The organism is Nonomuraea sp. ZG12 (genome assembly GCF_052068115.1).
GTDB lineage: Bacteria > Actinomycetota > Actinomycetes > Streptosporangiales > Streptosporangiaceae > Nonomuraea.
This window is the reverse complement of the sequence record NZ_JBQHCW010000010.1, coordinates 159106-184211: the sequence shown is the minus strand read 5'-3', so window position 1 is coordinate 184211 and position 25106 is coordinate 159106. Positions and strand designations below refer to the sequence as shown.

Here is a 25106-nt window from a genome sequence, read left to right as displayed (position 1 = left end):
CCGTCTATGGCGATGTCGCTGCTCACTTGCTCTGCGGGGTGCTCTTGCGCTTGCTCACAGCCTCGGCCACCGCCCGCTGTACGTCGGGCGCGTCGCGCTTCTTCGGCCTCTGGGTCTGCCTCTGGGTCTGCTTCTGGGCCTGGGTCTGGGCCTGCTGCTGTGCCTGTGCGGGCCTCTCGCCCTCCCCGTCGGGCTTGGCCTGCCCCGGCCGCCCTCGCTGCGTGATGGCCATGCCCACGCCGATGGCGGCGGCGACCGGCCACTCGATGGCCCCGAAGATCGCCATCGCGCCGAGCGCTCCGTAGTAGGCGACGCGTTCGGGTGGCGGGAGAATCGTCCGGGCGACGTCGACGTAGTGTCCGACTTCCTGCTTGCTGATGTGCGGCATCGGGACATGCGGCATCGACACGTGGGGCATCTCGACCTGGCGCCGGCGGACCTCGATGCCGAGCATCGGCATGTCGATCCGCTTGGGCTCTTTCCCGTTAGACGTGGCCTCGTCACGGCCCTGCTGCTGGATAGCGGTCATGACCCCTCCTCTGGACAGGCACTTCATGTCCTCCTATCCACAGATCCAGCACCTTATTCCGGATGGGTCACATTTGATAATTTGCCCTGGCCGGAGAAAGTTTTACTTCTATCCGGTGACGGGCGTCAGACCATTGCCGATTCCCCGCCGGGATAGGCAAAGGATGACCGGGGCGAGTAGAAGCCCCACACGATCTGCAGCGGCTCGGCGGGGCGGAGAGCATGGACGGGGTGGCTCGGCTCCAGAAACTCCAGTGACACGATCTCGAACGGGTCGACCGGTTCCGCCACGAACGGATAGATCCCACTGAGCCTCTGCCCGCCGGCCTCCGTGATGTAGCGCAACTGGCCACGGTTGACCGCCGTACCGGTGTCACCGACCCGCGCGGTCGTGCGGATCACCGGCACCCCGTCCGACTCCGTCGTCGCGACCAGCTCCCCGCCACTGACCTCGATCGTGGTACGGCCCGCGGTCGCGGGCGCACCCCGGGCGGCCGCGTACTCGCGGACCACCACACTGGAGTTGAAGTAGTGCGTCCACCAGCGGCCGGGGGTCACACCGTCGGGAGCGTAGGCGTCCTCCAGGTCCGGCCCGATGTAGGTGAGCGAGTACGCGCCGAAGCCCGAGGTCTGCTCAGGCTGGTCGACGACGTACTGGTTCATGAAGACCTGGCGGTTGGCCATGGGCTTCAGACCATCAGGCACCAGGGCCGCGACGGCTTCAGGGTCGGCCGGAACCCAGCCGAAGTAGATCATCCGGCTGTTGACGACAAGCTGGGGCGCCACGAGTTCGGACACGACTTCTCCCTGACTATCGACGGCACACAGCCGCAACATACGTTACGTACCCACGGAGAACAACGATGGATATGATCCGGAAACCGAGACCCTTCGCGGCGAAGATGCCACCCACCCGTTCGACTAATCGAACGAATACCGTTGGTGGCAGCACTTCACCTCAGGACGCCATTCACGGCTTTCCGGCAGAAGCAGCGCGCTGGTGCGGTCCGGTCGGACCACTGTGAGACCGCAGACCGGGCCAGGCGACACCCGTCCCACCGATCCCGCAGCACCCATGGGGCACTTTGTGCGGCTACTGCTGACGCAAGCCCCGCAGGACCTCCCGAAGCGCGTCCGGCTGTTCTCGCCATGGATGGTGACCGGCGCCCTCCAGCACATGAAGCCGGCCGTTGGGCAGAGTGTCGGCGAGCACCTAGGGGATTGCTTAACGCGTAACCAACAGGTTACGCTTTCTGGGTGGACAAGGTAGCGGGGGCGATCGCGGATCCTGTGCGGCGGGCGATCCTGATGATGCTGCGCGACCAGCGGCTCTCCGCCGGAGAGATCGCCGAACGCTTCGCGATCACCCGGCCCGCCGTGAGCCGCCACCTTCGCGTCCTCAGGGACAGCGAGCTGGTCCAGGTCGAGCTGGTGGGCAGGCAGCGGTTCTACGTGCTCCACGCCGAGCGGCTCACCGAACTCACCGAATGGATCGCCCTCCTCAACCGTCCCTCCGGGTGGGAGCACCACTTCGACGCCCTGGAGACAGAGATCTACCGGACCCGCCGCGAACGCCGTGACCACGGCACGAGCGGCCAGGAAAAGGAGAACACCGCATGAGCCCCATGCCCACCGGCCGGCTGTTCCGTACCGGCACCGGAGCCGACCTCGTTCTCACCCGCAGCTTCCGCGCGTCCGCCGAGGACGTGTGGGCCAGTCTCACCGAATCCGACCGCACGGCCCGTTGGTTCGGCCCCTGGGAGGGCGACGCCGCGCCCGGCCGGACGGTCAAGGTGCAGCTGGCGTTCGAGGAGCAGACGCCGTGGTGCGACCTGCGCATCGACGCATGCGACCCCCCACGGCGGCTGGCCCTGTCGATGACCGACGAGTCCGGGTCCTGGCGGGTGGAGCTGCTGCTGTCCGAATCGGACGGCTCGACCGAGCTGCGGTTCGTGCACCACCTGACCACCGAGGACGGCATCGGCGAGGTCGGCCCCGGCTGGGAGTACTACCTGGACATGCTCGTGGCCGCACGCGAGGGCTCCCCCACACCGGACTTCGACGACTACTACCCGGCGATGAAGCCGTACTTCGACGACCAGTCCGGGACTGACCGGGCGTAGGTCCAGGCAGACAAGAGGGGCCTCCGAGCAGTCGCGAAGGCTTCGGAGGTCATGCCGACCGGGGCCGCTCACTCCGGCACCCTTGGTGCCACGCGTGCGCGGCCGGCAGGGCCTTGCCCACGGCGCCATCCCGCCGTCCCCTTGACGCAGCACGCTCGACAGTACTTTGAGTAATGATATAGTTACTTTCAGCTATGAGAATCGTCAACGGACTGCCGCGTCACGTGGCTTGCGTGATGGATGGGAACGGGCGGTGGGCCGCGCAGCGATCGCTACCGCGCACCGCAGGCCACGAGGCGGCAGAGGCCTCCGTCATTGACATCATCGACGCGGCGCACTCGGCCGGCATCACATGGTTGAGCCTGTACGCCTTCTCCACCGAGAACTGGCGGAGGCCGGCGGGCGAGATCGACATCCTGATGAGGCTCGTGCGCCGGGCCATCCGCAAGCATGCGCCTGCGTTGTACGCGCGGGGCGTCCGGTGCAGGTTCCTGGGCATGTCCGATCCGCGGATCCCGCCACCCTTGGTTCAGGACATCACCGATCTGATGGCGCTCACCAGCGAAAACCGGCAAATGACGCTCACGGTCGCCTTCGATCACGGGGGACGCCGCGACATCGTGGAAGCCACTCGTTCACTGATCCGCGCCGCCGTCCCCGCCGAGCAGATCACCGAGGCCACCTTCGCCCGGCACCTCCCCTACCCGGACACACCGGATGTGGACCTGGTCATCCGCACCTCCGGAGAGCAACGAATCTCCAACTTCATGCTCTGGCAAGTGGCTTACGCGGAATGGGTCTTCCCCCAGGTGTTATGGCCCGACTTCCGTGCGACCCACCTCTGGGAATGCCTTGACGCCTACCGATGGCGCCAGCGCCGGTTCGGCGGCGTCCGCCAGTCAACCACCATCACGGGAGATGAGCCTCGATGACCCACACCACCGCGGAGGAGACCGCCGATGTCTTCGGGCCGGACTCGATCTTGCGCGGCCTCGTCAACGAGCCACGGTGGGCCCTCGCGGTGACCCGTGCCACGGTGCTGGAAGCCGCGCACCCGCAGATCGGCGCGGCGTTGATCGGAAACTCGACGTTCGTGACGCACCCGTGGCGGCGGCTGCGCAACACCCTGGTGAGCACGCAGCGCATACTCGACCCGGACCAGCACGTTCGCGGCCGCGAGACGGCTCGCCTCAACCGCCTGCACGCCCGCATCGCGGGCACCGACCCCCAGGGCCGCCACTACGACGCGATGGACGCCGAAGCACGCGCCTGGGTGGTGGCGACCCTGTTCGAATCGGCGGTGACGATGTACCGGCTGACCGGCGAGGCACTCGACGGGCCCGCGATGGAACAGCTCTACACCGAGTTCCGGACGATTCTGGCCCTGCTCGAAGGCGACAGCGACCGGCTTCCCGCGACGTTGCAGGAGTTCTGGCCCTACTACGATCACATGATCCACCATCGCCTGGAGAGCACCGAGGCGGTGCGCGTCATCCTCTATCGGCTCTTCGCCAACGTGCCCGCGCCACCCCTGCTGCGCGGCCATCCCGCGGTGTGGGCCGTGGGCCGGGCCGTGGCGGGCCCGGCGGCCGCCGCGATCACCATCGCGTCGCTTCCGGAGAACCTCTGCCGGCGTTTCGCCCTGCCTGACCTCCCAGGGGCGCGGACGCTCATGCACGGGGCCTACCTGGCCAGCGGATTGTCCACCCGCCTGCTGCCGGACAGCTGGATGAACGCCGGCTCGTTCATGCGCCTGCTGGATCCCGACCACTCCGGTGGTGCTGGACCGTGGGAGAGCATTTGGCGCAAAGCGGGCCAGGCCGCGGCCATGTTCCGGCTCATCACCCCGGCTCCCGACGAGGTCGGCCAGACCTCGCTCTCGGCTGACCGGTTCTTCGCCGAGGTCCTGGACCAGACCGGCGACGGCCATCTCGCCTGGCCTGACCTGGCGGCCATGGCAAGAGAGATCGCCACCCGGCTCGACCTGGACGAACAGAACGAGGAGCGGCTGTACAACGCCTACGCCGCCTGGTGGCGGGAGTTGCAGACCAACCTCGACGCCGACGGCGACGGACGGGTCACCCGCCAGGAGTACGCCGCGTCAGCTCCCTCGCTGCCCAGCTCCGGACTGATCAAGATCGCCGGAGTGCTGTTCGACGTCACCGATGTCGACGACGACCAGCTGATCGACGCACAGGAATACCAGAAGTTGTTCCGCACGGCCTTCCACCGTGATCTGACCGGCAGCGCCGGCACCTACTCACGCAGCGCTTTCGTCAGGCAGTTCCTGTCCTTCATGTCCGGCCAGCAGCGCTCAACCGCCTACGACTCCCTCCTGTCGTAGGCGGTTGATCGCGGATACTCCGGCCCCGCGCAGTATCCGCGATACACGCCTTATCTCGAAACATCATCGGATGATCCGGGAAGGCACAGGGTTGCGTCAGCTCTCAGTGACGAGAGATCTCTGGCGGGTCGACCAGGAGCCACACCACTTCCGTTTACTTTATGCTTACGTATGGCTACTCTAAGTAACGAAGGATTGCCGGATGGTGATCCCCCGCACAAGGGAGTCGTCCCGTGAAGAGCATCTTCCGTCGAACGGCACTGGCCTCGGCCCTCGCGACAGTCGCCACCGGAGCCCTATTCACCGTCGGCCCTGCACAGGCGGCCTTCGCCGACTGCACCTTCCTGAACGGGCACATGGAATGGAGGACTGTCCCCGAGGGCTGGAGCACCCCGCCGAGGTGGAGTCCGGCCGGCCCGTTCCCCGGCCAGCGCTGCCAGAACGGCCGACTCCACGATTACTACTGACGCTCTCTGAGAGCACCGCGATACAGAAGTCGGTTCCCCGCTTCACAAATAACCGGCCTCCGGATTCTCAAGCAGGAGAAAAATCTTCTGAAGAACCTTGGGCACCGCGGCCGGCCGATGCGCCGTAGGTCGTCGATCGCCGGCGCCGTAAAGACGACGCTTGCTGGTGGTAGCGCTTCGCCCCTGGCGACAACTCCACCAACGCACAGAGGAACACCGCACAACGGCCAGGCCGTAGCGTGTTGTTCGGGAAATACCAGCACTCCGTACGCGACGGAGGTAAGGTTTTTCCCGAACATCCCTCCTTGCCGCTGATCTCGTACAGGCCTTGGAGCACAACTGATCCATCCCGCCCTGCCAGCGCAAAAGAACCCGACCTTGGACGTGGCCGGGCTCTCTACACCAGAGGGGCCAGCCTCCGCCCCTCCACATGCCAGCGGGTGATCTGCCTTCTGACCTGCTGACTAGTGGCTGGAGCGGAGATACACGAGCTGCGCGTGCACCCGTTCCAGGTCAATCGACATGCGGGTAGGCGCGCTCTAGGTAGTCGTTGATCTGCCGCCATTGCGTGGGATGAATGTCCAGCAAGTGAAGATCGCTCGGGTCCACCCATCGGACATCGCTAGCCTCGTCGTTGGCTCCTGGCCGACCACCGACCGGACGGGCGATCAGCATCACCTCGTACTCCTGCCGGATCTCGCCGTCCGTATAGGCCACGATGTGGCCAGGGTCCGAGTAGATGCCCAGGATCCCCACCGGCTCCACACGAACGCCGGTCTCCTCCTCGGTCTCCCGTACTGCGCACTGCGACGGTGTCTCCCCGATCTCCATCTTGCCCATGGGCAGAGCCCACTGACCGGTGTCGCGTCGGCACTGCATCAGAATGCGCCCCGCGTCATCCACCGTGACCGTCCCACAGGCCGGTACCAAGCTGTTCGCCTTCGGCGCGTCCGGGTCGTTCCAATACTCCACTCGCCCCATGAGCTGCCTTTCAGATCTCCGCACCCGACCACGGAGCAACTCCGGCTTGGACGCGCTCGAACGATGACATGTAGTGCCCGGCAATGGCCCCGGCGTCGAGACGACGGAAGTGAAAGATCGGATTGGCTGACGCCGATTCTCCGTACGCATGCGGATTGACCAGGATGTCATCGTCGTAGCGGCCTTTCCGGTCATCCCACTGGCTGGAAGCTGGGGCTTCGCGTTCAGCTCGACCGCTTGTCCCATCCCTGGAGGCCGCATAGGAGGCTGGTTAGGATCACGCCGTATGGAACCCGCCAACGGCATCCTCTACGTCGTCGCGTGCGCCGCACCTGCGGCGGCTGACCTCCACAACCTCGTCCGCCTGGCCCAGAACGCAGGCTGGACGGTCCACGCCGTGACGACCCCGATGGGCGAGCGGTTCGTGAACGTTCCCGAGCTGGAGCGCCTGACGGGTGATCAGGTTCGCAGCACCCACCGGATGCCCAGCGAGCCGAAGGGGTTGCCACCAGCAGACGCCGTGATCGTTGCCCCAGCGACCTTCAACACGATCAACAAGTGGGCCAACGGTATCTCCGACACCTTCGCCGTCGGGCTGCTCTGCGAGGGCCTTCCCCGGCTGGATCATCCTCGACGCCGCCGGGGTGGGTGGTACGCGATCCGCACCGTCCTGGTCCCTCGTCATAGCGGGTTCTCGAACGTCCGCTGCGGAGCGAGCCTGGATGAGCTGTACAGACACCTGGAGTCCGAGATTCGGCGATCAGACCGTCCCCGCACCCTGGCCACGGCCGTACGAGACCGGGGCACGGTGTAAAGCATCAGCCGATGCCGAAACCCGCAGCGGACAGCTACTGATCGTGACGATCGGCCACCGTCACCCGGCCAAGGATCAAGTCCGCGATCGCGACGGACCGGGCCACAAAGCGGCGAGCCTCGCGGCCACGGACGCGCCTCAGCACCCTGCGCAGATCACGGGCGCACGAGCTAAGGATGCGCCTCTGCTCGGCGTCGATCTCACCCCGCTGAGAGCCGACGTAGGAGGTAACGATGCCCGCCATATAGGCGTCGGCCAGCACGAAGTCCGCGAAAGCCTCCCCCATACCGGGGAACGGCTGACCGAGGTGCTCGGCCCAGAGGACCGAGACCTCGTCGAAGACCGCCTTGTTCACTCTCCGGCGGGCGCGATACCGACCGGGCAGGAGACCCCGGTGCCACCGATGCCGCAGTAGCCGTTCGGCTCCTTGAAAAGGTACTGCTGGTGGTAATCCTCGGCGAAGTAGAACGGACCCGCTGAAGCCACCTCAGTGGTGATCTCTCCGTATCCGGCCGCCTTGAGCACCTTCTCGTACGCGTCCCGCGACGTCTCCGCCGCCTTCCGCTGCTCCGGCGAGTGGTGGTAGATCGCGGACCGGTACTGCGTCCCCACGTCGTTGCCCTGGCGCATGCCCTGGGTGGGGTCGTGGGCCTCCCAGAAGACCTTGAGCAGCTCCTCGTACGAGATCTCGGCGGGGTCGAAGACGACCCGGACCACCTCGGTGTGCCCGGTGCGTCCGCTGCACACCTCCTCGTACGTGGGGTTGGGTGTGTAGCCGCCCTGGTAGCCGGCGGCGGTCGTGACCACGCCGGGGGTCTGCCAGAACTTGCGCTCGGCGCCCCAGAAGCACCCCAGGCCGAAGTCCGCCACCTCGAGGCCGTCGGGGTAGGGCGGGGCGAGAGGGGCGTCGAGGACGGCGTGTCGCGCCGGGACGGGCATGGTCTCGGCGCGCCCCGGCAGGGCGTCCCCGCGACTGACCATCGATGTCTTGTTGCCGAACAGCCAACCCATCGCGCCACCTCCACGGGCTCTTCCACTGTACAGACGCGCCAACGCTTTACGGTTCCTACATAGTCCCGTACAGATGCTCGCATTTGTAGTGAAGGATGGTAATGCCCGAATATGGGGTTCATGCCTGACGCGCGACGCGGTGTTCTGTACGGAGTGGCCGCCTACATCATGTGGGGATTGTTCCCGCTCTACTGGCCGCTGCTCAAGCCGACGGGAGCCGTGGAGATCCTGGCCCATCGGATCGTGTGGTCGCTGGTGGCCGTGGTCGCCATGTTGGCCGTACGGCGGCACTGGTCGTGGATCAAGGAGCTGGTGACGCAACCCGGGAAGCTCGGGCTGCTGACCCTGGCCGCCATGGTCATCACGGTGAACTGGGGGACCTACATCTACGCGGTCAACACCGGTCACGTCGTGGAGGCCGCGCTCGGCTATTTCATCACCCCGCTGGTGAGCGTGGTGTTCGGGGTCGTGCTGCTGCGTGAGCGGCTGCGGCGGCTGCAGTGGGTGGCCGTGGGGTTCGGGGTGCTGGCCGTGCTGGTGCTGACCGCCAACTACGAGCGGCCGCCGTACATGGCGCTGGTGCTGGCCGTCAGCTTCGGGGGCTACGGACTGATCAAGAAGCACGCGAACGTGGGCGCCGGTGAGAGCTTGACCGTGGAGACGCTGGTGCTGTTGCTGCCGGCGCTGGGCTACGTGGTGTTCCTGCAGCAGGCGGGCCAGGCGACGTTCGGGACCGCGGGCGTGGGGCACGCCCTGCTGCTGGTCGGCGGGGGTGTGATCACGGCGGTGCCGCTGATGTGCTTCACGGCCGCCGCCAACCGGGTGCCGCTGAGCACGATCGGGCTGATGCAGTACATCGCGCCCGTCCTGCAGTTCCTGTGCGGGGTGCTGATCGCCAGGGAGACCATGCCGCCGAGCCGGTGGATCGGGTTCTCGCTGGTGTGGCTCGCGCTGGCGATCTTCACGTACGACAGCTTCCGTACGGCGCGTGCCGCACGGATGGCCAGGTCAGCCCGACCGCTCGACCACGTAGTCACATAGCGACAGGAAGGCGCCTCTGGCCGGGATGTCGGGCAGGCTGGAGATGTCGTCCCGTGCCCGGTTCACCCAGTCGTTCAGGTCGGCCTGGGCCCTGGCCATCGCCGGGTGCGCCCGCAGCAGGGTCAGCGCCTCTTCGACGTCCGCCTCCGCCACCGGGCCCGACAGCAGCTCCGACAGCCTGGAGGCCGGGTCGTCGGCCAGCGCGTAGAGGACCGGCAGGGTTCTGACGCCCTCGCGCAGGTCGGTGCCCGGCGTCTTGCCCGACTCCGTGGACGTGGAGGCCACGTCCAGCAGGTCGTCGCCGAGCTGCCAGGCCACGCCGATCGCCTCGCAGGCCCTGCTGAGCCGCTCCTCGACCTCGGCGGGGGCGCCGGACAGCAGCGCGCCGAAGCGGCCGGAGGCGGCGATCAGCGAGCCGGTCTTGTCGGCCAGCACGCTGATGTAGTGGGTCACCGGGTCCTCGTCGGCGCGCGGGCCGACGGTCTCGCGGATCTGCCCCTGCACCAGGCGGGAGAACGTCTGCGCCTGGATCCGGATCAGCTCGGGGCCGAGGTCGGCCAGCAGGTCGGACGCCTGGGCGAACAGGTAGTCGCCGGTGAGGATGGCGACGGTGTTGTCCCACCGGGCGTTGGCCGACGGGGAGCCCCGGCGCACCGGGGCCTCGTCCATGACGTCGTCGTGGTAAAGGGAGCCGAGGTGGGTCAGCTCGATCACCACGGCGCCGGGCACCACGCCCGGCGCCGAGGGGTCGCCGAACTGGGCGGCCAGCAGCACCATCAGCGTGCGGAAGCGCTTGCCGCCGGCCTGGATGAGGTGCTTGGACGCCTCCGTGACGAAGGCGTCCTCGCTCTCCACCGAGGTTCGCAGCAGCTTCTCGACGGCGGCCAGTCCGTTGGCCACATCCTGCGCCAACCGCTCATCCTCGATGGGAAGGTCAACCACGGGAGGCGCGGACATATTAATCCCCTTATCTGACGAAAAGGCTGGCAGCGGCGTTGTGGGCGAGCTGGAGCACGGGCTCCGGGAACACCCCGACCCCTACCGTAACCAGCATGGCGATCGCGATGACCGCCACGGTCCCCGCACTGGGGATCGCGATCGACGGCCCGTCCGCCGCCGGCTCGTTGAAGAACATCAGCACGATGACCCGGACGTAGAAGAACGCCGCGATCGCCGAGGCGACGACGCCCACCACGACCAGCCCGGTCATCCAGTTGCCGAGCGAGTCGCCGGCTTCCCTGCCGCTGGCCAGCGCCGCCGTGAACACGGCGTACTTTCCGAAGAAACCGCTGGTCAGCGGGATTCCGGCGAAGGCCAGCAGGAAGAAGGCGAAGACTCCCGCCAGCATCGGCGAGCGCTTGCCCAGCCCGGCCCAGCGGGACAGGTGGTTCGCCTCGCCGCCCGGGTCGCGCACCAGCGTGACCACCGCGAACGCGCCGACCGTGGCCAGGCCGTAGACCAGCAGGTAGAACAGGATCGCCTGCATGGAGATGGCGTTGCCCGCTGCCGTGCTGGACGTGGCGACCACGCCCACCAGCAGGAAGCCGGCGTGCGCGATGGAGGAGTAGGCGAGCATCCGCTTGATGTCGGTCTGGGTGATCGCCAGGATCGAACCGACGATCATGGTGAGCGCGGCGATGACCCAGATGACCGGACGCCAGTTCCAGTCCAGGCCGCCCAGGCCGGCCCAGAAGACCCGCAGCAGGGCGCCCACGGCCGCGACCAGCGTGCCGGAGGCCATGAGGGCGGTGATGGGCGTCGGCGCTCCCTGGTAGACGTCCGGCTTCCAAGCCTGGAACGGCGCGGCGCCGAGCTTGAACAGCAGGCCGACGCCGAGCAGCGAGAACCCGAGCAGCAGCAGCGGGTCGAGCAGCGCGCCCGTCGCCATGGCCTGGTTGATCCCGGCGAAGGAGACCGTGCCGGCGTAGCCGTAGATCATCGCGGTGCCGTACAGGAAGAACGCCGAGGAGAACGCGCCCAGCAGGAAGTACTTCATCGACGCCTCCTGCGACAGCAGGCGGCGACGGCGGGCCAGGCCGCACAGCAGGTACAGCGGCAGCGACATGACCTCAAGACCGACGAACATCGTCAGCAGGTCGTTGGCGGCCGGGAAGAGCAGCATGCCGCCGATCGCGAACAGCGCGAGGGGGTAGACCTCGGTGTGCGCACTGCCGGCGCGCTCGGCCTCCTCCTCGTCGGCGCTGCCGGGCACCGCGGCGGCCGAGGCGACGAAGTGACCCTCGTCGTTGATCAGCAGCACACAGACGAACGACAGGACGAGGATGACGCCCCAGATGAACAGGGACGGCCCGTCGACCGCGAGGGCGCCCATGGCGACCGGCGTGGTCGGCACGTCGCCGGAGACGACCTGCAGGATGACGAGGGCGAACGCGCCCGCGATGCTGAGCAGGGTGATGGGCACCTGCATCGACTTGCGCAGATAGCGGGGCGCGAACGCCTCCACCAGCACGCCGACGATGGCGGCGCCGAAGATGAGCAGTAGCGGCGCCAGCGTGCCGTACTCGATCGTCGGCGCCACGATGGTGTTGTTCACTGACCGGCTCCCTTCTCAGCGATAGCCGGATTGTCCACTTCCACGTTGGTCAGCGTGCTGGTGACCGCTGGGTTGATCACGTCGAGCAGCGGCTTGGGGTAGAACCCGAAGCCGATGATCAGGGCGATCAGCGGCGCCATCACCCAGATCTCGCGTGCGTTGAGGTCCTTGAACGCCTTCACCGGCTCGCTCGTGGGCCCGTTCAGGGTCCGCTGCACCATCCACAGGATGTAGACGGCCGCGAGGATGACGGCCACCGCGGAGACGATCGCCGCCGCCACGAACGCGCCCGACCCGGAGGCCGTGCTGGAGTAGGCGCCGATCATCACCATGAATTCGCTGACGAACGTCGACAGCCCCGGCAGCGACAGCCCGGCCAGGCCGGCGATCAGGAAGAAGCCGGCGAGCATCGGGGCGACCTTCTGGACGCCCCCGTAGTCGGCGATGTGCGGCGAGCCCCGCCTGGCGATGAGGAACCCGGCGGCCAGGAACAGCGCGCCGGTGGCGAAGCCGTGGTTGACCATGTACAGCGTCGCGCCGGCCTGGGAGACCTGCGACATGGCGAACACGCCCATCACGATGAAGCCGAAGTGCGAGATCGACGTGTAGGCGATCAGGCGCTTCATGTCGGTCTGCCCGATGGCCACGATCGCGCCGTAGATGATGCTGATGACCGCGAGCACCACGATCGGCATCGTGAACGCCTTGGCCGCGTCGGGGAACAGCTCCAGGCAGAAGCGGAGCATGCCGAACGTGCCGACCTTGTCGAGCACGCCCACGAGCAGCACGGCGGCGCCCGCCGGAGCCTGCGCGGCCGCGTCGGGCAGCCAGGTGTGCACCGGCCAGAGCGGCGCCTTGATGGCGAAGGCGATGAAGAAGCCGGCGAACAGCCACTTCTGCGTGGCCGGGTCCTGGATGGCCCCGATGAGCTCGGGGAACATGAACGTCTGCTTGTCGGCGATGAGGTACAGCCCGATGACCGCGACCAGCATGAGCAGGCCGCCGAACAGGGAGTACAGCAGGAACTTGACGGCCGCGTAGGACCGCTGGGCGCCGCCGTACGACCCGATCATGAAGTACATCGGGATCAGCATGGCTTCGAAGAAGACGTAGAACAGGAAGACGTCGGTCGCCGCGAAGACGCCGATCATCATCGCTTCCAGCACCAGCAGGAGCGAGAAGTACGTCTTCACCGACCGCTTGGGCGCGACCACGGTGCCGTCGGCGGCCTTGACGCCGTCGGCGTCGTGCCAGGAGGCGAGCACCACGATCGGCACCAGCACCGCCGACAGCGCGATCAGCACCAGCGCCACACCGTCGACGCCGACGCCGAAGTGCACCCCGAAGGACGGGATCCAGTCGTAGACCGCCTCGAACTTGAACCGGTCACCGGCGGCGCCGGGGAACTGGAACGCCATCACCAGCGTGAGCGCCAGGACCACCAGCGAGACCGCCAGCGTGACCTGCTTGGCCAGCTTGTCGCTGCCCTTGGGGAGCAGGGCCACCACGATGGCGCCCAGCACGGGCACCGCCATGATGATCGGGAGCCAGAGTGCCGACATCAGATGTTCCCAACGAGGAGCAGGGCGCCGGTCACCAGGGCGGCACCGATCAGGATGGACAGCGCGTACGTTCGTGCGAAGCCCGTCTGGAGCCGTCGCAGGCGCCCTGAGCTCCCGCCGATGCCCGCGGCCAGGCCGTTGACCAGCCCGTCGATGCCACGGTTGTCGAAGTAGACGGCGAAGCGGGTCAGCCACTGGCCGGGCCGCATGAGCAGCGACTCGTTGATCGCGTCGCCGTACAGGTCACGCCGGGCGAACGTGGTGAGGAACGAACCGCGCGGCTGCACGGCGGGCACCGGGGAGCGGCCGTACTTGAACCAGGCGTAGGCGGTGCCCACCGCGACCAGCGCCAGCGTGGACAGGCCCACAGTGGTGGTGCTGAAGACGTGGAACTCCGGACGGTGCTCCGGCAGGCCCACGGCGGGAGCCAGGAAGTCCATCAGCCGGTTGTCCATGATGAGGAAGTAGCCGAGGACGATCGAGCCGATGGAGAGCAGGATCAGCGGCACCGTCATCACCGAGGGCGACTCGTGCGGGTGGGCGTCCTTCTCCCAGCGCTTCTCGCCGAAGAACGTCATGAAGATCATGCGCGACATGTAGAAGCCGGTGATGCCCGCGCCGAGGACGGCCAGCCAGCCCATCCAGGCGCCGTGCTCCATGGCCGTCTCGATGATCCCGTCCTTGGTGTAGAAACCGGACAGGAACGGGAAGCCGATGATGGCCAGGTAGCCGACGATGAACGTGGCGAAGGTGATCGGCATGTACTTACGGAGACCGCCGTACTTGCGCATGTCCACCTCGTCGTTCATGCCGTGCATGACCGAGCCGGCGCCGAGGAACATGTCGGCCTTGAAGAAGCCGTGCGCGATGAGGTGCGCGATGGCGAAGGCGTAACCCGCCGGGCCGAGGCCCGCGCCGAGCATCATGTAGCCGATCTGCGACATCGTCGAGCCGGCCAGGCCCTTCTTGATGTCGTCCTTGGCACAACCGATGATCGCACCGGCGAGCAGCGTGACGACGCCGACGATGGTGACGACCAGCGAGGCGACGCTGGAGGCCTCGAAGAACAGGCCGGAGCGGACCACCAGGTAGACGCCGGCGGTGACCATGGTCGCGGCGTGGATGAGGGCGGAGACCGGGGTCGGGCCCTCCATCGCGTCCAGCAGCCAGGACTGCAGCGGCACCTGGGCCGACTTGCCGCAGGCGCCGAGGAGCAGCAGCAGGCCGATGGCGGTGATGGTCCCCGTGGAGACCCCCGACTGCTCCAGCACCTTCGGGGTGAGCTCGCTGAAGTTCAGCGTGCTGAACGAGGTCCAGATGATGAACATGCCGACCAGCAGGCCGAGGTCGCCGACGCGGTTGACGACGAACGCCTTCTTGGCGGCGACGGCGGCCGACGGCTTGAACTGCCAGAAGCCGATCAGCAGGTAGGAGGCCAGGCCGACGCCCTCCCAGCCGATGAACAGCCCGACGTAGTTGTCGGACAGCACCAGCAGGAGCATCGCGGCGACGAACAGGTTCAGGTAGGCGAAGAACCTGCGCCGGTCGGGGTCGTGCGACATGTAGCCGATCGAGTAGATGTGGATCAGCGATCCGACACCAGTGATCAACAGGGCGAAGCTGATCGACAACGGGTCGATCAGCAGGCTCATGTCCACCATGCCCGGGATGAACTCGTACAGGTGCACGGCCTGACGGCGCTGAGCCTCCCCGAGTCCGAGCAGCTCGACGAACGCCAGCACCGCCACGACGAACGAGGCGAGGGACATGGCCACGCCCAGCAGATGGCCCCACCGGTCGGAGCGGCGGTTGAGCACCAGCAGGATGAGCGCCCCCAGCAACGGGAGCACGATCATCAGCCAGGACAACCCGATCGCGCCACCAGCGGTGTGCTGGATGATCTCAGCAGGAGATTCCACCAGTCACCTCTTAGTACTTCAGCAGGTTGACGTCGTCGACCGACGCTGACCTGCGGGTTCGGAAGATCGTCACGATGATTGCCAGGCCCACCACGACCTCGGCCGCGGCCACCACCATCACGAAGAACGCGATGATCTGACCTTCGAGGTTGCCCACCTGCCTGGCGAAGGTGACGAAGGCGAGGTTGCAGGCGTTGAGCATGAGCTCGACGCACATGAACACCACGATCGCGTTGCGCCTGGTCAGCACGCCGATCGCGCCGATCGCGAACAGCAGGCCGGACAGGATGAGGTATTGCGTGGTCACTTGGACTCCTCCTCGGCCCTGTGCTTGATGGCCTCGGCGAACTTGGGATCCTCAGGGAGGAGCCCCTGCTCCACGTCGTACCGCGCGATGTAGCGGTTGACCGAGGATTCGGCGACCGAGCCGTCCGGCAGCAACGCCGGCATGTCGATGGCGTTGTTGCGGGCGTAGGTGCCGGGCCCGGGCAGCGGCGACGGCCTGTCGCCTGCGAACCTGGCGCGGGACTGGTCCTTCTGCGTGGCCTTCTTCTCGGTGCGCTCCCGGTGCGCCAGCACCATCGCGCCGAGCGCGGCGGTGATGAGCAGCGCCGAGGTGATCTCGAACGCGAAGACGTACTTGGTGAACAGCAGCAGCGCGATGGAGCGGATGTAGCCGCCCTGCGCCGTGGCCGCCGCCAGGCCCGCCTGGGTGGAGAAGACCGCGTTGCCGACGGCCAGCACGATCAGCGCCGCGAAGCCGAGCCCGGCGATGATCGCCCAGAACCGCTGTCCCCGGAGCGTCTCGACCAGCGAGTCGGAGGAGTCGACGCCGACCAGCATGAGCACGAACAGGAAGAGCATCATGACGGCGCCGGTGTAGACGATGATCTGCACGGCGGCCAGGAAGGGCGCTTCCTGCACGGCGTAGAGGACCGCGAGGCAGAGCATCACGGTCCCGAGCATCAGCGCCGAGTAGACGGCCTTCCGGTTGAAGACCATGCCGAGCGCCGCACCGACGGATATGACGGCGAGCACCCAGAAAGTGATGGTCTCACCCATTGGTCCGTCCCAGCCGGTAGTAGTCCTCTTCGGTCTCGCCGAGTCGCATGGGGTGCGGAGGCTGCTCCATCCCCTGGGTCAGCGGGGCGAGCAGCATCTCCTTGGTGAAGATGAGGCTCTCGCGATTGCTGTCGGCGAGCTCGTACTCGTTGGTCATGGTGAGCGCGCGGGTCGGACAGGCCTCGATGCACAGACCGCACAGGATGCACCGCAGATAGTTGATCTGGTACGTGCGTCCGTAGCGCTCCCCCGGGGAGAAGCGCTCGTCCTCGCTGTTGTCCGCGCCCTCCACGTAGATGGCGTCGGCCGGGCACGCCCAGGCGCACAGCTCGCACCCGATGCACTTCTCCAACCCGTCGGGCCAGCGGTTGAGCTGGTGCCGTCCGTGGAAGCGAGGGGCCGTCGGCCTCTTCTCCTCCGGATAGTTGGTCGTGACGGGCTTCTTGAACATCGTATGGAAGGTGACCCCGAAGCCCTTGACGGGGTTCAGCCAATCAGTTAGTCCCACTGGGAATCTCCTTGTGCTGCACCCCGTGGTAGTGCGGCAGATCGAGCGGCGGCACAGGGAAGCCGCCTGCCGTCGGCTCGTTGGACAGCTCCTCGAACTCGGCTTCGACCTCCGCCTTCCTGGCTTCCTTACGGCGCTGGTTCACCGTGTCGAACCGCATCCAGATGGCCAGCGCGCCGATGACGATGATCACACCGAGACCGGCGGAGACGTACAGATCGCCCTCGAAGGTCCCGTTGTTGACGAACAGGACGTTGCGTACGGCGGCGACCAGCAGGATCCACGCCAGGTTGACCGGGATCAGGACCTTCCAGCCCAGCGACATCAGCTGGTCGTAGCGGACCCGCGGCAGAGACGCGCGCACCCAGACGATGAAGCAGAACGTCAGCACGAACTTGATGAAGAACCAGAGCACCGGCCAATAACCGACGTTCGCCCCCTCCCACATCGAGATCGGGAAGGGCGCCCGCCAGCCGCCGAGGAACAGCGTGACGGCGATGCCGCTGGCGGTGAAGGTGTGGATGTACTCGGCCATCATGATGACGGCGAACTTCAGCGACGAGGAGTATTCCGTCTGGAAGCCGCCGACCAGCTCGCCCTCACCCTCGGGCAGGTCGAACGGGATGCGCGCGGCCTCGCCGAACATGCAGACCACGTAGACCAGGAACGACGGCAGCAGCAGCACCGCGAACCAGGTCGCCTCCTGCGCCTCGACGATCTCCGACGTGGACAGCGTCCCGGCGAACAGGAAGACGGCCACGAACGACAGGCCCATCGCGATCTCGTACGAGACCACCTGCGCCGCCGACCGCAGACCGCCGAGCAGCGCGTACGGCGAGCGCGAGGACCAGCCGGCGAGCACCACGCCGTAGACCGAGACGGCGCCCATGGCCAGCATGAACAGCACGGCCACCGGCAGGTCCACGAGCTGCAGCGGCGTCTGCACGCCGAACAGGTTCACCACCGGCCCGAACGGGACGATGGAGAAGGCCAGGAAGGCCGGCACCACCATGATGATCGGGGCCAGCAGGTAGAGGACCTTGTCCACGGTGTTCGGGAACAGGTCCTCCTTCAGGCCCATCTTGATGCCGTCGGCCACGGACTGCAGGAGGCCGAACTTGCCGGCCCGGTTCGGTCCGTAGCGGTTCTGCATCCTGGAGATGAGCTTGCGCTCGAACCAGACGCCGAACAGCACGCCCAGCATCAGGAAGACGAACAGCATCACGGCCTTGATGATGGTGATCCAGAGTGGATCCTTGCCGAAGTCGGCAAGGTCGGCCGCGAGAACGATTTTCATGAGGCGCTCCCGATCGTGACGATGTCGCCCGACACGGCGCCGAGATCGCGCGTGACCGAGCAGCCGCCCGAGTTCGACGGCACCCAGACCACCCGGTCCGGCAGGTCGGCGATGCGGACGGGCAGCGTGACAGCCTGGGGCCCGGTGCCGCCGACGACGAGCTTGTCGCCGTCCACGACGCCGATCTCCGTCGCGGTGGCCGCCGAGACCAGCGCCTCGGCGGCGCGGGCGGTGCCCGCGAGGTACGGCTCGCCGTCCTGCAGGCGGCCGTCGTCGAGGAGCAGGTGCCAGGTGGCCAGCAGCGCCTCACCGGCGGCGGGCGCGGGCCGGGTGCGGACGCCGGTGCTCGGCGCCGCGACGCGGGTGCCGCGCCAGGAGCCCATGGCCGACAGCTCGCGCCGGGCGGCCTTGGCGTCGGGCAGACCCAGGTGGACGTCCATCCGGTCGGCCAGGTTGCCGATCACGGCCAGGTCGCTCTGCAGGCCGGGCACCCTGATCGGCGCCTCGAACGAGCGGCCCCTGCCTTCCCAGTTGACGAACGTGCCGCCCTTCTCCTGCACGGTGGCCACCGGCAGGACCACGTCGGCCCGGTCGGTGACGGCGCTCGCGCGGGTCTCCAGGCTGACGATGAACGGGGTGTTCTCCAGCGCGGCCAGCGCGGCGGCGGGGTCGGCCAGGTCGTACGGGTCGACCCCGGCCACGACCAGCGCGTCGAGCTCGCCGTCGAGGGCGGCGGCGAGCATGCCCGTGGTGTCGCGGCCCGGCGTGGCGGGCAGCGAGGCCACGTTCCACACCCTGGCGACCTCCGCCCTGGCGCTCTCGTCGTCGACCGGGCGGCCGATCGGCAGCAGGTTGGGCAGCGCGCCGGCCTCCAGGGCGCCGCGCTCACCGGCGCGGCGCGGGATCCAGGCCGTCCTGGCGCCCGAGGCGGCGCTCAGCCGCGCCAGGGCGGACAGCGCGCCGGGGACGGTGGCCAGCCGCTCGCCCGCGAGCACGATCGTGCCCTCGGCCAGCGTGCCGACCAGCTCGCCGATCGCGTCGGCCTCGCCGCCCGGCGCGGTGCGGATGAGCGTGGCGCCCATCTTCGCCACGCCCGGCGTGGCGAACGGGGCGATCGCGGTGACCTTGAGCCCTCGCTTCAGCCACGCCTTGCGCAGGCGCAGGAAGACGATGGGCGACTCCTCCTCGGGCTCGAACCCGACGAGCAGCACCGCCGGCGCGCTCTCCAGGTCGGCGTAGGAGATCTCGATGCCCTTGCCCGCGACCTCGTGGGCCAGGAAGGCGGCCTCCTCGGCGGAGTGCGGCCTGGCCCGGAAGTCGATGTCGTTGCTCCCCAGGGCGAGCCTGGCGAACTTGGCGTAGGAGTAGGCGTCCTCGACCGTGACCCGGCCGCCGACCAGCACGCCGGCCCTGCCGCGGGCGGCGGCCAGGCCCTGGGCGGCGACGCTGAGCGCCTCCGGCCAGGAGGCGGGCTCCAGCACGCCGTCGGCGTTGCGGACCAGCGGCGTCTTGAGCCGGTCGGGCTGCGTGGCGTAGGTGAACGCCCAGCGGCCCTTGTCGCAGTTCCACTCCTCGTTGACCTGCGGGTCGTTGCCCGCCAGCCGGCGGGTGACCCGGCCACGGCGGTGGTCGGTGCGCTGCGAGCAGCCCGACGCGCAGTGCTCGCACGCGCTCGGCGTGGAGACCAGGTCGAACGGGCGGGCCCGGAACCGGTAGGCGGCGCCGGTCAGCGCGCCCACCGGGCAGATCTGCACCGTGTTGCCGGAGAAGTAGGACTGGAACGGCTCGCCGTCGGCGACCCCGATCTGCTCCTTGGCGCCGCGCTCGAAGAACTCGATGAACGGGTCGCCGGCGATCTGGTCGGAGAAGCGGATGCAGCGCGCGCACTGCACGCAGCGCTCGCGGTCGAGCAGCACCTGCGTGGACAGGGGCAGCGGCTTGGGGAAGGTGCGCTTCTGCTCCTGGAACCGGGACTCGCCCTGGCCGTTGGACATGGCCTGGTTCTGCAGGGGGCACTCGCCGCCCTTGTCGCAGACCGGGCAGTCCAGCGGGTGGTTGATCAGCAGGAACTCCATCGCCGCGCGCTGCGCCTTCTCGGCGACCGGCGAGGTGAGCTGGGTCTGCACGACCATGCCCTCGGCGACCTCGATCGCGCACGACGGCTGCGGCTTGGGGAAGCCGCGGCCGTTGCCCGCGTCGGGGATGTCGACCAGGCACTGGCGGCAGTTGGCCGCCGGGTCGAGCAGCGGGTGGTCACAGAACCTGGGGATCTGGATGCCGAGCAGCTCGGCCGCCCTGATGATCAGCGTGCCCTTGGGGACGCTGATCTGGAATCCGTCGATCGTCAGGGTCACCAGGTTGGTCTCTACAGCGGTTGCGGTCACCGGTCACCCCACACAGTGGACTTCTTCGCGTCGAACGGGCAGCCGCCGACCTCGAAGTGCTTGAGGTATTCCTCGCGGAAGTACTTCACCGAGGAGTGGATGGGGCTGGTCGCCCCGTCGCCGAGCGCGCAGAACGAGCGCCCGAGGATGTTGTCCGCGATGTCGGTGATCGTGGACAGGTCCTCCTCGGAGCCCTGACCGGCCTCCAGGCGCTTGAGCACCTGCTTGAGCCAGAAGGTGCCCTCGCGGCACGGCGTGCACTTGCCGCACGACTCGTGGGCGTAAAACTCGGTCCAGCGCAGCACCGTGCGGACCACGCAGGTGGTCTCGTCGAAGATCTGCAGCGCGCGGGTGCCGAGCATGGAGCCCTTGGCGCCCACCGCCTCGAAGTCGAGCGGCACGTCGAGGTGCTCGTCGGTGAAGATCGGCGTGGACGAGCCGCCGGGGGTCCAGAACTTGATCTGGTGGCCCGCGCGGATCCCGCCCGCCATGTCGAGCAGCTCGCGCAGCGTGATCCCCAGCGGCGCTTCGTACTGGCCGGGCCTGGTGACGTGGCCGCTCAGGGAGAAGATGCCGAAGCCCTTGGACTTCTCCGTCCCCATCCCCGCGAACCAGTCGGCCCCGTTGGCGATGATGGCGGGAACACTGGCCACAGATTCCACGTTGTTCACAACAGTAGGTGAGGCGTAAAGCCCCGCCACGGCCGGAAACGGAGGCTTGAGACGCGGTTGACCTCTGAAGCCCTCCAGCGAGTCGAGCAGCGCCGTCTCCTCGCCACAGATATAGGCGCCGGCGCCGCTGTGCACGACGAGCTCCAGGTCGTAGCCGGAGCCGAAGACGTCGGTGCCGAGATAGCCCTTGTCGTACGCCTCACGCACGGCCGCGTGCAGCCGCCGGATGACGTGCAGCACCTCGCCGCGCACGTAGATGAAGGCGTGGTTGGCCCGGATCGCGAAGGCCGTGATGATGACGCCCTCGATCAGCGCGTGCGGGTTGGCCATCATGAGCGGGATGTCCTTGCAGGTGCCAGGCTCCGACTCGTCGGCGTTGACCACGAGATAGTGCGGCTTGCCGTCGCCCTGGGGGATGAACCCCCACTTCATGCCCGTCGGGAAGCCCGCGCCGCCGCGGCCGCGCAGGCCGGAGTCCTTGACGGCCTGGATGACGGCGTCGGGCTCCATGCCCAGCGCCTTCTTGGCCGCGTCGTACGGCCCGTAGCCGTCGAGGGTGAAAGAGTTGGCCTGGTCCCAGTTGGCGGTCAGGACCGGGGTAAGGGTAGTCGTCATGCCTCGGGGGCCTTCCATCCATTGGCCTTGGCGACCTTGAGGCCCTCAAGCGAGGGCCCGGCCGCCGAGGGGCCGTCGCCCGCCAGCTCGTCGGGCAGCCCGGCCAGGACGCGCGAGGCGTCCTTGAACGAGCACAGCTTCTTCGGGCCGCGGGTGGGCCGCACGTCCTTGCCGTCACGCAGGTCGTCGACGAGCTGCTTGGCCGACTCGGGCGTCTGGTTGTCGAAGAACTCCCAGTTGACCATCATGACCGGGGCGAAGTCGCAGGCCGCGTTGCACTCCAGGCGCTCCAGCGAGACCTTGCCGTCGGAGGTGGTCTCCTCGTGGCCGACCCCGACGTGCTCCGAGAGCTGCTCCCAGATCTCGTCGCCGCCCATGACGGCGCAGAGCGCGTTGATGCAGACACCGACGTGATACTCCCCGGCGGGCCTGCGCTTGTACATGGTGTAGAAGGTCGACACGCCGACGACCTCGGCCTTGCTCAGGCCGAGCAGCTGCGCGCAGAACTCGTGTCCGTCGTCGGAGACGTAGCCGTCCTCGGACTGCACCAGGTGCAGCAGCGGCAGGAGCGCCGACCGCGTCTTCGGGTAACGGCCGATGATCTCCTTGGCGTCCCGTTCGAGACGCTCCCGGACTTCCGGTGAATACGTCACCGATCCACACCTCCCATGACGGGGTCGATAGATGCCACCGCGGCGATCACGTCGGCGACCTGGCCGCCCTCCGCCATGGCGGGGAAGGCCTGCAGGTTGTTGAACGACGGCTCGCGGAAGTGGAAGCGGTAGGGCCGGGTGCCCCCGTCGCTGACGATGTGCGCGCCGAGCTCGCCCTTGGGCGACTCGATCGGCACGTAGACCTGACCGGCCGGCACCCGGAAGCCCTCGGTCACCAGCTTGAAGTGGTGGATGAGGGCCTCCATGGAGCTGCCCATGATGTGCGCGATGTGGTCGGGAGAGTTGCCGAAGCCGTCAGGGCCGAGCGCGAGCTGCGCGGGCCAGCCGATCTTCTTGTCCTCGATCATCACCGGGTCGCCCTTGAGCGGACCGGCGATGCGGTCCAGGGCCTGCTCGACGATCTTGAGGGACTCTTCCATCTCCCGCATGCGCACCAGGTAGCGCGAGTAGACGTCGCATCCGCGCTCGGTGGCCACGTCGAATTCGTAGGTCTCGTAGCCGCAGTAGGGCTGCGACTTGCGCAGGTCCCACGGCAGACCCGCGGACCGCAGGATGGGCCCGGTGATGCCGAGCGCCATGCAGCCGGTCAGGTCGAGGTAGGCGACATCCTTGGTGCGGCCCACGAAGACGGGGTTCTCGTCGAGCAGCTTGCGGATGTCCTTGATCCGCTTGGGCATCTCCTTGAGGAACTCACCGACCTTGTCGACCGCGCCCGCGGGCAGGTCGACGCTCACGCCGCCCGGCCGCACGTAGGCGTGGTTCATGCGCAGACCGGTGATGTACTCGAACAGATCCATGATCAGCTCGCGGTCGCGGTAGCCGAACAGGAACGGCGTGGTCGCGCCCAGCTCCATGCCGAAGGTGCCCATCGCGACCAGGTGCGAGGAGATCCGGTTGAGCTCCATCATCATCACCCGGATGGCCTGCGCGCGGTCCGGGATCCGGTCCTCGATGCCGAGCAGCTTCTCGACGCCGAGGCAGTAGGCCGTCTCGTTGAAGATCGGCGACAGGTAGTCCATCCGAGTGACGAACGTGGTCCCCTGGGTCCACGTCCGGTACTCCATGTTCTTCTCGATGCCGGTGTGCAGGTAGCCGATGACGCCGCGCGCCTCGGTGACCGTCTCACCGTCGAGGGTCAGGACCAGCCTCAGCACGCCGTGCGTGGACGGGTGCTGCGGGCCCATGTTGACGACCAGGCGCTCGTCCTCGGAGTCGCGGACCCCGCTGACGACCTCGTCCCAGTCCGCGCCGTTGACCGAATAGACCTTGCCCTCGGTCGCCTCGTCGTATGCGGTGCTCACGAGTAGGACCTCCTTTGGTCCGGTGCGGGGATCTTCGCGCCGCGGTACTCGACCGGGATGCCGCCCAGTGGGTAGTCCTTGCGCTGCGGGTGGCCGTCCCAGTCGTCCGGCATCATGATCCGGGTCAGGCCGGGGTGGCCGTCGTAGACGATCCCGAAGAAGTCGTACGCCTCACGCTCGTGCCAGTCGTGGCCCGGGTAGACGCCGACGGTGGACGGGACGTGCGGATCGGCGTCCGGACAGCTCGTCTCGACGCGCACGCGACGGTTGTTGGTGATGGAGCACAGGTGGATGACCGAGTGCAGTTCCTCGCCCGCCAGGTGCGGGTAGTGGACGGCGGAGACGCCGAGCGAGAGCTCGAAGCGCAGCGCCGGGTCGTCGCGCAGCTTCTGGCAGACCTCGACCAGCCGCTCCCGCTTGACGTGCAGGGTGAGCTCGCCGCGGTCGACGACCACGCGCTCGATGGCGTCGTCGAGGCCGAGGCCGTCCACGATCTCGTCGAAGTAGCTTCCGTACGGGCGCGGGGTGGACAGCTGCGGCGCCCGGCGGACGACCAGGCCGCCGTAGCCGGAGGTGTCGCCGCTGTCCTGGGCCCCGAACATGCCGCGCCTGGCGACAGGCGCCTCGGGCACCGCGGGAACCGGAACCTCGGGGGTCTCCCCGCTGTCCGGGCTCCCGGGGAGGTTGTCGGGGGAGGTCACTTGGCGGCCCCTTGGTCGATCAGCGGCAGCGTGCGCAGCGCCTGCAGTTCGAGCTCCTCGACCTGCTTGGCGCGGTGCGCGCCGAACTTCGTGTTCTGGATCTTGTCGTGCAGCTTGACGATCGCGTCGATCAGCATCTCCGGCCGCGGCGGGCAGCCGGGCAGGTAGATGTCGACCGGCACGACGTGGTCGACGCCCTGCACGATGGCGTAGTTGTTGAACATGCCGCCGCTGGAGGCGCACACGCCCATGGCGATGACCCACTTGGGCTCGGCCATCTGGTCGTAGATCTGCCGCAGGACGGGAGCCATCTTCTGCGACACGCGACCGGCGACGATCATGAGGTCGGCCTGGCGAGGAGACGCCGAAGCGCGCTCCATGCCGAAGCGCGCCAGGTCGTAGTGCGGGCCACCGGTGGCCATCAACTCGATGGCGCAACAGGCGAGCCCGAACGTGGCCGGCCATACGGAGTTCTTGCGCGCCCATCCTGCGGCCTGCTCGACCGTGCTGAGGATGAACCCGCTGGGGAGTTTCTCTTCAAGTCCCATT

Annotated in this window: 26 protein-coding genes; 7 read left to right on the top strand and 19 right to left on the bottom strand. The window is 67.8% G+C overall.

Annotation, left to right across the window (positions count from 1 at the left end):
- Window positions 1-22 precede the first annotated feature (22 nt).
- Both ACTMTF_RS26910 and ACTMTF_RS26905 read right to left on the bottom strand, forming a co-directional pair.
- Window positions 23-529 carry a hypothetical protein gene (locus ACTMTF_RS26910; protein WP_441113155.1) on the bottom strand — a complete coding sequence of 169 codons (507 nt, stop codon included), beginning with the start codon at window positions 527-529 and terminating at the stop codon, window positions 23-25.
- 125 nt (window positions 530-654) lie between these two features.
- Window positions 655-1326 carry a hypothetical protein gene (locus ACTMTF_RS26905; RefSeq protein WP_441113154.1) on the bottom strand — a complete coding sequence of 224 codons (672 nt, stop codon included), beginning with the start codon at window positions 1324-1326 and terminating at the stop codon, window positions 655-657.
- 459 nt (window positions 1327-1785) lie between these two features.
- On the opposite strand from ACTMTF_RS26905, the gene ACTMTF_RS26900 reads away from it, so the two are divergent.
- From ACTMTF_RS26900 to ACTMTF_RS26880, 5 genes are all read left to right on the top strand, one after another.
- Window positions 1786-2148: a metalloregulator ArsR/SmtB family transcription factor gene (locus tag ACTMTF_RS26900; RefSeq protein WP_441113153.1), complete on the top strand. Its 363-nt coding sequence runs from the start codon at window positions 1786-1788 to the stop codon at window positions 2146-2148.
- On the top strand, window positions 2145-2651 hold the full coding sequence (locus ACTMTF_RS26895; protein ID WP_441113152.1) for an SRPBCC family protein: 507 nt from the start codon (window positions 2145-2147) through the stop codon (window positions 2649-2651). Before ACTMTF_RS26900 ends, ACTMTF_RS26895 begins: the two co-directional genes overlap by 4 nt.
- Window positions 2652-2845: 194 nt before the next feature.
- Window positions 2846-3583: a polyprenyl diphosphate synthase gene (uppS, locus tag ACTMTF_RS26890; RefSeq protein WP_441113151.1), complete on the top strand. Its 738-nt coding sequence runs from the start codon at window positions 2846-2848 to the stop codon at window positions 3581-3583.
- Window positions 3580-4995, top strand: coding sequence for an oxygenase MpaB family protein (locus tag ACTMTF_RS26885; protein ID WP_441113150.1), 1416 nt, complete (start codon window positions 3580-3582; stop codon window positions 4993-4995). The genes uppS and ACTMTF_RS26885 overlap by 4 nt, the downstream gene beginning before the upstream one ends.
- 233 nt (window positions 4996-5228) lie before the next feature.
- The gene (locus ACTMTF_RS26880) at window positions 5229-5462 is read left to right on the top strand and encodes a hypothetical protein (protein WP_441113149.1); all 234 of its coding nucleotides are present in this window, start codon (window positions 5229-5231) and stop codon (window positions 5460-5462) included.
- Window positions 5463-5975: 513 nt separating this feature from the next.
- Here the strand turns inward: ACTMTF_RS26880 and ACTMTF_RS26875 are convergent.
- A complete protein-coding gene (locus ACTMTF_RS26875; RefSeq protein ID WP_441113148.1) occupies window positions 5976-6443 on the bottom strand; it encodes an NUDIX hydrolase in 468 nt (155 codons plus the stop codon).
- Window positions 6444-6729: 286 nt separating this feature from the next.
- Between ACTMTF_RS26875 and ACTMTF_RS26870 the strand changes: the two genes are divergently transcribed.
- Window positions 6730-7257: a flavoprotein gene (locus ACTMTF_RS26870; protein ID WP_441113147.1), complete on the top strand. Its 528-nt coding sequence runs from the start codon at window positions 6730-6732 to the stop codon at window positions 7255-7257.
- Between the two features lie 34 nt (window positions 7258-7291).
- On the opposite strand, the gene ACTMTF_RS26865 is transcribed toward ACTMTF_RS26870, so the two are convergent.
- Together ACTMTF_RS26865 and msrA are read right to left on the bottom strand one after the other, a co-directional pair.
- Window positions 7292-7612, bottom strand: coding sequence for a hypothetical protein (locus ACTMTF_RS26865; protein WP_441113146.1), 321 nt, complete (start codon window positions 7610-7612; stop codon window positions 7292-7294).
- Window positions 7609-8268, bottom strand: a complete 660-nt coding sequence (gene msrA / locus ACTMTF_RS26860; protein ID WP_441113145.1) for a peptide-methionine (S)-S-oxide reductase MsrA — start codon at window positions 8266-8268, stop codon at window positions 7609-7611. Before msrA ends, ACTMTF_RS26865 begins: the two co-directional genes overlap by 4 nt.
- A gap of 120 nt (window positions 8269-8388) precedes the next feature.
- Between msrA and rarD the strand changes: the two genes are divergently transcribed.
- A complete protein-coding gene (gene rarD / locus ACTMTF_RS26855; RefSeq protein ID WP_441113144.1) occupies window positions 8389-9309 on the top strand; it encodes an EamA family transporter RarD in 921 nt (306 codons plus the stop codon).
- Here the strand turns inward: rarD and ACTMTF_RS26850 are convergent.
- The 14 genes from ACTMTF_RS26850 to ACTMTF_RS26785 form a co-directional block, all read right to left on the bottom strand.
- Window positions 9277-10266: a polyprenyl synthetase family protein gene (locus ACTMTF_RS26850; protein ID WP_441113143.1), complete on the bottom strand. Its 990-nt coding sequence runs from the start codon at window positions 10264-10266 to the stop codon at window positions 9277-9279. The two genes, rarD and ACTMTF_RS26850, sit on opposite strands and share 33 nt — an antisense overlap.
- Window positions 10267-10276: 10 nt before the next feature.
- A complete protein-coding gene (gene nuoN, locus ACTMTF_RS26845) occupies window positions 10277-11863 on the bottom strand; it encodes an NADH-quinone oxidoreductase subunit NuoN (RefSeq protein WP_441113142.1) in 1587 nt (528 codons plus the stop codon).
- The gene (locus ACTMTF_RS26840) at window positions 11860-13425 is read right to left on the bottom strand and encodes an NADH-quinone oxidoreductase subunit M (protein ID WP_441113141.1); all 1566 of its coding nucleotides are present in this window, start codon (window positions 13423-13425) and stop codon (window positions 11860-11862) included. The genes nuoN and ACTMTF_RS26840 overlap by 4 nt, the downstream gene beginning before the upstream one ends.
- Window positions 13425-15281: an NADH-quinone oxidoreductase subunit L gene (gene nuoL / locus ACTMTF_RS26835; protein WP_441113243.1), complete on the bottom strand. Its 1857-nt coding sequence runs from the start codon at window positions 15279-15281 to the stop codon at window positions 13425-13427. Before nuoL ends, ACTMTF_RS26840 begins: the two co-directional genes overlap by 1 nt.
- A gap of 73 nt (window positions 15282-15354) precedes the next feature.
- Window positions 15355-15651, bottom strand: a complete 297-nt coding sequence (nuoK, locus tag ACTMTF_RS26830; RefSeq protein ID WP_397005677.1) for an NADH-quinone oxidoreductase subunit NuoK — start codon at window positions 15649-15651, stop codon at window positions 15355-15357.
- Complete coding sequence (locus tag ACTMTF_RS26825; RefSeq protein ID WP_441113140.1) at window positions 15648-16406, bottom strand: NADH-quinone oxidoreductase subunit J; 759 nt, start codon at window positions 16404-16406, stop codon at window positions 15648-15650. The genes nuoK and ACTMTF_RS26825 overlap by 4 nt, the downstream gene beginning before the upstream one ends.
- Window positions 16399-16914 (bottom strand): NADH-quinone oxidoreductase subunit NuoI, encoded by a 516-nt coding sequence (gene nuoI / locus ACTMTF_RS26820; protein WP_441113139.1) that lies wholly within the window; start codon window positions 16912-16914, stop codon window positions 16399-16401. The genes ACTMTF_RS26825 and nuoI overlap by 8 nt, the downstream gene beginning before the upstream one ends.
- Window positions 16901-18211, bottom strand: coding sequence for an NADH-quinone oxidoreductase subunit NuoH (gene nuoH, locus ACTMTF_RS26815; RefSeq protein ID WP_441113138.1), 1311 nt, complete (start codon window positions 18209-18211; stop codon window positions 16901-16903). The genes nuoI and nuoH overlap by 14 nt, the downstream gene beginning before the upstream one ends.
- Window positions 18208-20595 (bottom strand): NADH-quinone oxidoreductase subunit G, encoded by a 2388-nt coding sequence (locus tag ACTMTF_RS26810; protein WP_441113137.1) that lies wholly within the window; start codon window positions 20593-20595, stop codon window positions 18208-18210. The genes nuoH and ACTMTF_RS26810 overlap by 4 nt, the downstream gene beginning before the upstream one ends.
- Window positions 20592-21881 (bottom strand): NADH-quinone oxidoreductase subunit NuoF, encoded by a 1290-nt coding sequence (gene nuoF / locus ACTMTF_RS26805; protein WP_397005687.1) that lies wholly within the window; start codon window positions 21879-21881, stop codon window positions 20592-20594. Before nuoF ends, ACTMTF_RS26810 begins: the two co-directional genes overlap by 4 nt.
- On the bottom strand, window positions 21878-22534 hold the full coding sequence (gene nuoE / locus ACTMTF_RS26800; RefSeq protein WP_397005689.1) for an NADH-quinone oxidoreductase subunit NuoE: 657 nt from the start codon (window positions 22532-22534) through the stop codon (window positions 21878-21880). Before nuoE ends, nuoF begins: the two co-directional genes overlap by 4 nt.
- A complete protein-coding gene (locus ACTMTF_RS26795; protein WP_441113136.1) occupies window positions 22531-23856 on the bottom strand; it encodes an NADH-quinone oxidoreductase subunit D in 1326 nt (441 codons plus the stop codon). The genes nuoE and ACTMTF_RS26795 overlap by 4 nt, the downstream gene beginning before the upstream one ends.
- On the bottom strand, window positions 23853-24557 hold the full coding sequence (locus ACTMTF_RS26790; RefSeq protein WP_441113135.1) for an NADH-quinone oxidoreductase subunit C: 705 nt from the start codon (window positions 24555-24557) through the stop codon (window positions 23853-23855). The genes ACTMTF_RS26795 and ACTMTF_RS26790 overlap by 4 nt, the downstream gene beginning before the upstream one ends.
- Window positions 24554-25105, bottom strand: a complete 552-nt coding sequence (locus ACTMTF_RS26785) for a NuoB/complex I 20 kDa subunit family protein (RefSeq protein WP_327108391.1) — start codon at window positions 25103-25105, stop codon at window positions 24554-24556. Before ACTMTF_RS26785 ends, ACTMTF_RS26790 begins: the two co-directional genes overlap by 4 nt.
- Window position 25106: the final 1 nt, after the last annotated feature.

What these genes read in the sequence shown, in the direction of transcription:
- ACTMTF_RS26910 (WP_441113155.1), bottom strand. Translation starts at nt 529, where the DNA reads ATGACCGCTATCCAGCAGCAGGGCCGTGACGAGGCCACGTCTAACGGG.
- ACTMTF_RS26895 (WP_441113152.1), top strand. Translation starts at nt 2,145, where the DNA reads ATGAGCCCCATGCCCACCGGCCGGCTGTTCCGTACCGGCACCGGAGCC.
- uppS (WP_441113151.1), top strand. Translation starts at nt 2,846, where the DNA reads ATGAGAATCGTCAACGGACTGCCGCGTCACGTGGCTTGCGTGATGGAT.
- ACTMTF_RS26885 (WP_441113150.1), top strand. Translation starts at nt 3,580, where the DNA reads ATGACCCACACCACCGCGGAGGAGACCGCCGATGTCTTCGGGCCGGAC.
- ACTMTF_RS26875 (WP_441113148.1), bottom strand. Translation starts at nt 6,443, where the DNA reads ATGGGGCGAGTGGAGTATTGGAACGACCCGGACGCGCCGAAGGCGAAC.
- ACTMTF_RS26870 (WP_441113147.1), top strand. Translation starts at nt 6,730, where the DNA reads ATGGAACCCGCCAACGGCATCCTCTACGTCGTCGCGTGCGCCGCACCT.
- msrA (WP_441113145.1), bottom strand. Translation starts at nt 8,268, where the DNA reads ATGGGTTGGCTGTTCGGCAACAAGACATCGATGGTCAGTCGCGGGGAC.
- rarD (WP_441113144.1), top strand. Translation starts at nt 8,389, where the DNA reads ATGCCTGACGCGCGACGCGGTGTTCTGTACGGAGTGGCCGCCTACATC.
- ACTMTF_RS26850 (WP_441113143.1), bottom strand. Translation starts at nt 10,266, where the DNA reads ATGTCCGCGCCTCCCGTGGTTGACCTTCCCATCGAGGATGAGCGGTTG.
- ACTMTF_RS26840 (WP_441113141.1), bottom strand. Translation starts at nt 13,425, where the DNA reads ATGTCGGCACTCTGGCTCCCGATCATCATGGCGGTGCCCGTGCTGGGC.
- nuoL (WP_441113243.1), bottom strand. Translation starts at nt 15,281, where the DNA reads ATGATCGTGCTCCCGTTGCTGGGGGCGCTCATCCTGCTGGTGCTCAAC.
- ACTMTF_RS26825 (WP_441113140.1), bottom strand. Translation starts at nt 16,406, where the DNA reads ATGGGTGAGACCATCACTTTCTGGGTGCTCGCCGTCATATCCGTCGGT.
- nuoH (WP_441113138.1), bottom strand. Translation starts at nt 18,211, where the DNA reads ATGAAAATCGTTCTCGCGGCCGACCTTGCCGACTTCGGCAAGGATCCA.
- nuoF (WP_397005687.1), bottom strand. Translation starts at nt 21,881, where the DNA reads ATGACGACTACCCTTACCCCGGTCCTGACCGCCAACTGGGACCAGGCC.
- ACTMTF_RS26785 (WP_327108391.1), bottom strand. Translation starts at nt 25,105, where the DNA reads ATGGGACTTGAAGAGAAACTCCCCAGCGGGTTCATCCTCAGCACGGTC.